The following is a 6559-nucleotide window of genomic DNA, read 5'->3' on the forward strand; positions in this document are numbered from 1 at the left end:
AGAACTGGAGCGAGTAACGAGGTTCGAACTCGTGACCTCAACCTTGGCAAGGTTGCGCTCTACCAGCTGAGCTATACTCGCATCACGATATGCATTTTTTATGGTTGGAGCGAGTAACGAGGTTTGAACTCTTGATATTAAAAGTTCGACCTTGGCATAACCAAGTACCTATTAACACTTTCCAAAATTTGGAGCGAGTAACGAGGTTCGAACTCGTGACCTCGACCTTGGCAAGGTCGCGCTCTACCAGCTGAGCTATACTCGCATCACATAATGCATTTTTGAATGATTGGAGCGAGTAACGAGGTTCGAACTCGTGACCTCAACCTTGGCAAGGTTGCGCTCTACCAGCTGAGCTATACTCGCATCATCATGCAGTTTTAAGATTAAAACCTTCTGGTTGTTTTAATCTATTGTATAAAAAAATTCTTTTTAGAATTTTTTTTAAATTTGGAGCGAGTAACGAGGTTCGAACTCGTGACCTCGACCTTGGCAAGGTCGCGCTCTACCAGCTGAGCTATACTCGCACTCCAATCAGCTTTTTTTAGCTTGGCATAAGCACAACTTAAGTTGCGGTTATTACCTCGAGCAGCCGAACTGTACTCGCATTCCTATGCTTAAAGCCTTTTATCGTCTAAGCGGGGCGTGATTTTACATAAAGAAATTAGCTTTGCAAGCAGCAAAGCTAAATTTTTTTAAATTTTAAAGATATTTTGACGATATACACGTAATTCAGCGATTGACTCTCGAATATCGTCCAGTGCTAAGTGCGTGCCTTGCTTTTTAACAAGGTTAAGCATATCTGGCGACCAACGTCTAACTAGCTCTTTAATTGAGCTAACATCAATGTTGCGATAGTGAAAGTAATCTTCTAATTCACGCATATAGATATTTAAAAAGCGTCTGTCTTGGCCTATTGAATTGCCACACATAGGAGAAACACCTTTTGGTACCCATTGTTCTAAAAAGGAAATAGTTTCACGAATTGCCATTTCTTCCGTGTGTTTACTTTTTCTAACGCGCTCAGTTAACCCTGAGCTAGCGTGCTGGTTAGTACACCACTCATCCATACCTGCTAATACATCATCCGTTTGATGTACCGCAATAACAGGGCCTTCAGCTAGCACATTCAACTCAGAGTCTGTTATTACTGTAGCAATTTCTAAGATGCGATCTTGACTTGGCTCTAATCCAGTCATTTCCAAATCAAGCCAAATTAAATTAGATTCATGAAAAGCCATATCTACCTAGCGGTGCTTTCCTTTCGATTTAATGAATTTGGATATATCATATTATGCTTCTTCAATAGATAAAACGCTTTTTTTAAGTGTTATTTAAGTTATAGGCTAAAAGTGGCAAAACGGAAAAAACTCAGTAAAGGTCAATCTCGTAGAATTAGCGCCAATCATCAAAAACGTTTAAAGCAAGCAAAAGGTAATCCGCAGGCAAATGAACAAACTTGGCAATCCGATAATCTTGGCCCGCAACAAGCTGCGCGCGTTATAAGCCGTTTTGGTCAGCATGCCGATGTAGAAACCACTGATGGCGATATTCTTCGCTGTAATATTCGCCGAACGATCAAAAGTCTTGTGTGTGGTGATAATGTTGTTTTTCGCCGCGCAAAAGTGAGCGATGGCGACTTAGCAGGCGTAATTGAACTTGTGGAAGAACGCACCAGCCAACTTACGCGCCCTGATTTTTACGACGGTGTTAAAGTGGTTGCCGCTAATATTGACCAAATACTTATGGTTTCTGCCGTTTTACCCGAATTTACACCCAACATTATCGACCGCTATTTAGTCGCCTGTGAAGATATGGGCATCGAACCTATTTTAGTTCTCAACAAAGTCGATTTACTCGATGATGAAGGCATTGAATACCTTGATGAAGTTCTCGATATTTATCGCGATATTGGCTACCAAGTGTATTTCATCAGTAATAAAACGGGCCAAGGCGTAGCTGAACTGAAAGCATTATTAAAAGATAAAAGCAGCATTTTTGTCGGTCAATCGGGCGTTGGTAAATCAACCTTAGTAAATAGCCTATTACCGGATGCCAATATTTTAACCCAAGAAGTTTCTGAAGTTTCTGGTTTAGGTCAGCACACCACGACCGTTTCTACACTTCACCATTTACCATCTGGCGGTGATCTCATTGACTCCCCGGGAATTCGTGAATTTGGCTTGTGGCATTTAGAAAATGACCGCGTAACTTGGTGCTTTAAAGAATTCCGTGAGTTCATTGGTGGCTGTAAATTTAGAGACTGTAAACACCTTGACGACCCTGGCTGCATTATTCGCGATGCGGTAGATGAAGGTAAAATTAGCGAATTACGATTTGATAGCTACCACCGCATTTTAGAGTCAATGGAAGATGGCCGCGCTGGTGCGCGCAATCCAAGAGTATAGAGTCATTCAACAACTTGATGTAAAATACGAAAAATTTTTTAGGGATACCACCACGTGAGTTTAGATAAATTCAAAATTGGCGCGCAGTACGCCATGCCAAAACACTTTATATCTCGCTTAGTTGGCAAGTTAGCAGCAGCTCAAGCTGGCAAGCTTACAACCAGCTTAATCAAAGGTTTTATTAAGCAGTATGGCATTGATATGAGCGAAGCCAAATATGAAGATCCTGCTCACTACAAAACCTTCAACGAGTTTTTCACTCGCCCATTAAAAGAAGGTTTACGCCCAATTGCTGAAGATAAACACATTATTGCTCACCCAGTAGATGGTAAAATTTCTCAGCTGGGGGATATTGTTGATGACCGCTTAATTCAAGCTAAAGGTCATGACTTTAGCTTACAAGCATTATTGGGTGGCGATGAAAATGTAGCTGCACCATTCCAAGGTGGTAAATTTGCGACTATTTACCTAGCGCCAAAAGACTACCACCGTATTCATATGCCAATTAGCGGTAAGCTACGCAAAATGGTGTATGTACCGGGTGACTTATTCTCGGTTAACCCACTCACCGCTGAAAATGTACCAAATTTGTTCGCACGTAATGAGCGTGTAGTTGCAATTTTTGATACTGAAATTGGCCCACTTGCCATGGTATTAGTTGGTGCAACAATCGTTGCTAGCATCGAAACAATTTGGGCAGGCACAGTAACACCACCTGCTGGCAAAGACGTATTTACATGGGATTACCCAGATAACGGTCATAACCAGTTAATTTTAAATAAAGGTGACGAAATGGGCCGCTTTAAATTAGGTTCTACCGTTATTCTTGCATGGGGCTCAGAAGTGGCTGATTTCCTTGATAGTGAAGTTGCTGGTACAGTAACGCGCATGGGTACGCCTTTCGCTAAAATCAAAAATAAAGAACAGAGCGAACAAGCTGAAGCGCCTTCTGAAGACTAATCAGCTTTAACATGAAAAAGGGAGCAACAGCTCCCTTTTTTAATGTTTTACTCGTGATCTTCTTATAAATGCACCTAAAGTGAGAACAAGCAAACCAAACAATGAGTTACTGCCAGATGAGTCCTTTTTAACATCATCGATTACTTTCGGCAATGGAACTGGATCTGGTTCTGCTTCAACCTGTAAATCTAACTCATAACGCGCTTCTTGCTCATGCTCATCAGTGATAATTAGCTCAACTTTATAGCTGCCCGCTTGTGAAAATGTATATGTAAATAGTTCACCATTTATTGATGAGCCTTCGGCATTCCAAGTATATGTTAATGTATTGCTATCAACATCCGTGCTGTCCGATGCATCAAACTCACACACTAAATAGTTACACAGGTGTGAAACAACCGCTTCAGGCGCAAATAACTCAGTGACATTAAAGTCCATAGCTAAGCTATTTGAAACACCAATAGAATTAGTCACAACAAGGCTTGCAGAATAACTGCCAAGCGAAGGCAACACATATGTCGCGCTCTCCCCTTCAAACACATCACCTGTGGAAAGTTGCCATTTGTAATCTAAACCACTCTCAGCATTTTCCACATTAAATTGGCATTTAGCACCGCTACAATTAATATTGCCAGCAACGCTTGGTGGGTTAGTGTCTATGCTGTGGGCGGTGATAGTACCCCAGTACCCCTCGCTGTCTTGAGCTTGTATATACACGGTCGCTTTTTTATTAATTAGCTCACGATCATTGACCATAATCTCAAACTGCTCAGTAGTGCTATTTGCATTGCCATCACTAAACGTCGCAAGTTGCGCATTGTTTTCAGAGACTAAATTGTTAATTGCATATCTTACTTTAGTTATAGTATGTGTCGGCCAAGAGCTACTGTCTTTAAAACGTGTATCTGTAGCATTGGCTTTCAGCGCTATTTTCCCATCACCATTCAGCGCTAAATTGATATCTGTAATATCAGGTCCCTGAGAAAGTTGATAAGGGGCTCTTGTAACCTTAGCCGCATAAAGCAATGCCTTTAAGTTACTTGGCTTAATTAATGCGTTGTAGTGACTACACGATTGGAAAAAAGCGGTGCCTAACTCAAATGTGATATGCGCAATACCAAGTTCACCATATGCAAGATTATCTGAAGTACCATCTGTGGGATATAACCCCACCGATTGCATAGGTGTGTAGTTATTGAAATAAGCTAATTTTCGCCCTAATGATTCTAAACCTTTAGCATTTGGCGCTGCATCATAGCTGCCACCCCAAGGCCATAAAATAAGTTTACTATAGCTGTGAATATCTAAATATAGCCCTTGGGTATTTTCTGGCGCCGCATCACTAACGTTTGGTCCGCGTTGATCAGGAAAAATACTGCGAACATAATTTTCAACCGCAGCCACTTCAGGCTCTGAACCTGGACTATCACCTCGATATGTTGCAGCACAAGCATCCCCGCTTGAGCCGCCATCGACCGTGCCCCAACCAAAACTAAAGTTACGGTTTAAATCAACGCCAACACTTGACTCTACGCAGTGATTTTCGTTGACATTTTTACGCTGAGAAACCCCTGTTTCCGCAATTTTTCGTCCATCAGGGTTTGTTTGAAAGAGAATATGAATTTGCTGTGTTTCTAAAATCCAGTTGATATCGGCATTGGTTTCACGCTCGGCTAATAACTGTTTGGCAAAATCTAATGTCAGCGCGGCTGTTGCTAATTCTCGCGCATGCATGGCGCTTTGAATAAATAAAACAGGCGGATTAACTAAATCTTTTTTACCGATTTTTAAAACTTTTAAATCGTAGCCTTCTCCCTTATGTTGCTTTTGCCAAGAGTCGCCGATATCAACAAGTTCGGTGTACTGTGGATGCGCCGCAACTAAGTCGTCTACTTGCTGGATGGTTTCTTCAACCGTTGCGTAGCAGCTAAAACCTGGGATCCCCGTGCTGTTGTTAGTCAACTTATCAAAGATGTTTTGTTGCTTTGTTAAAAATTGTTTTGCCAGATTATCTGCTGGTTGCAAGGTTGCACCAAAGCGTTTTAATAAGGATTGCTCTTTTTCGCTAAGCGTAAACAATACACCATTGGAGCGATCGCCAATTAAGTTATGGTGCAAACTTATTTTTGCTTTATTTTCAACATCCGTATTTGGAAAAGTGACTAAAAAATGTTGTGATTGTTGCGCATGCGCATTTGCCGCACAAAGCATTGCAGCAGAAATTAATAATGGTCTTAGCATGTTTCCCTCCAATAAGCTTTAACCTGAATTTAGATTATTAGCTTAAAATACCTAATCTGGGTAAAAACACAAATACCATAACGTTGAAAAATGTAAATGAAAGGTAGTTTTACGTAGAGTTGAACCGCTTTAAGCCGAATACAAATTTTGCCTAACACTTGTTACACACTGTACAGGTTTTTGACAATGCAAATGCAAAAGCGCTTTGCTTAAAACTACGAGCATCAAATTGTAAAAACTGTGGCAAGTTATCTTCACCCATCAGTAAAAGTATTGCCGCGATTGCCTGCTGTGCGCCAATTACACCTAACAGTGGGCTGATAACGCCTAAGGTATCGCAGTTTTGTGCACTACTTGCACCTTGGTTGGCAAACAAGCATTCATAGCAAGGTGCGTTATCATCTTTGTTATCGACAATACACAATTGCCCCTGCCAGCCCATTGCAGCACCCGAAACAAGCGGTTTAGCAAATAACTTAGCAAGGCGATTAACTAAATAACGTGTTTTAAAATTATCACTGCAATCGAGTACTAAATCACAATTTTCGATAAGCGCCTTGGCATTTTGCTCATCCAACTTTTCTGAGATTGTCGATAGTGATACTTGGTTATTCAGTGCCTGTAGTGTTTTGCCAGCGGCTTTACTTTTATTTTGCCCTATATGACTAATTTTATAGAGAATTTGCCGCTGCAAGTTAGACAGTTCAACCTCATCATGGTCAACTAAAGTCAACTGCCCAACACCCGAAGCTGCCAAATAGAACGCTGCAGGTGAACCAAGGCCACCCAAACCAATAATTAATACGCGCGCCGCTTTTAATTTAAGTTGCGCATTCTCATCAATTTCTGGCAATAGTAACTGGCGAGAATAACGAATTAATTCTTGGTTTGATAACGATAACATAGCTAGTTCAGCACATTCTCAAGTTCTACAATCGCCGCTTCAGGAT

At 41.1% G+C, this 6559-nt stretch carries 5 protein-coding genes and 4 tRNA genes; 2 read left to right on the plus strand and 7 right to left on the minus strand.

The window, feature by feature from the left end; genetic code table 11:
• Window positions 1-5: 5 nt before the first annotated feature.
• From ABYD77_RS16915 to orn, 5 genes are all read right to left on the minus strand, one after another.
• Window positions 6-81 (minus strand) — tRNA-Gly (locus ABYD77_RS16915).
• Between the two features lie 108 nt (window positions 82-189).
• Window positions 190-265 (minus strand) — tRNA-Gly (locus ABYD77_RS16920).
• A 25-nt stretch (window positions 266-290) separates the two neighbouring features.
• Window positions 291-366 (minus strand) — tRNA-Gly (locus ABYD77_RS16925).
• Between the two features lie 85 nt (window positions 367-451).
• Window positions 452-527, minus strand: a tRNA-Gly gene (locus ABYD77_RS16930).
• 168 nt (window positions 528-695) lie between these two features.
• Entirely contained in the window at window positions 696-1241 is a 546-nt protein-coding gene (gene orn, locus ABYD77_RS16935; RefSeq protein WP_372771273.1) for an oligoribonuclease, read from the minus strand.
• A gap of 111 nt (window positions 1242-1352) precedes the next feature.
• Between orn and rsgA the strand changes: the two genes are divergently transcribed.
• Together rsgA and asd are read left to right on the plus strand one after the other, a co-directional pair.
• Entirely contained in the window at window positions 1353-2408 is a 1056-nt protein-coding gene (gene rsgA / locus ABYD77_RS16940) for a small ribosomal subunit biogenesis GTPase RsgA (protein WP_372771274.1), read from the plus strand.
• 54 nt (window positions 2409-2462) lie between these two features.
• Window positions 2463-3368 carry an archaetidylserine decarboxylase gene (gene asd / locus ABYD77_RS16945; protein ID WP_372771275.1) on the plus strand — a complete coding sequence of 302 codons (906 nt, stop codon included), beginning with the start codon at window positions 2463-2465 and terminating at the stop codon, window positions 3366-3368.
• Window positions 3369-3407: 39 nt separating this feature from the next.
• Here asd and ABYD77_RS16950 read toward each other — a convergent pair whose 3' ends face one another.
• Both ABYD77_RS16950 and ABYD77_RS16955 read right to left on the minus strand, forming a co-directional pair.
• Window positions 3408-5609, minus strand: coding sequence for a M14 family zinc carboxypeptidase (locus ABYD77_RS16950; RefSeq protein ID WP_372771276.1), 2202 nt, complete (start codon window positions 5607-5609; stop codon window positions 3408-3410).
• A gap of 151 nt (window positions 5610-5760) precedes the next feature.
• A complete protein-coding gene (locus ABYD77_RS16955; RefSeq protein WP_372771277.1) occupies window positions 5761-6513 on the minus strand; it encodes a ThiF family adenylyltransferase in 753 nt (250 codons plus the stop codon).
• Window positions 6514-6559 lie beyond the last annotated feature (46 nt).

Source organism: Pseudoalteromonas sp. (assembly GCF_041629635.1).
Classification (GTDB): Bacteria; Pseudomonadota; Gammaproteobacteria; order Enterobacterales; family Alteromonadaceae; genus Pseudoalteromonas.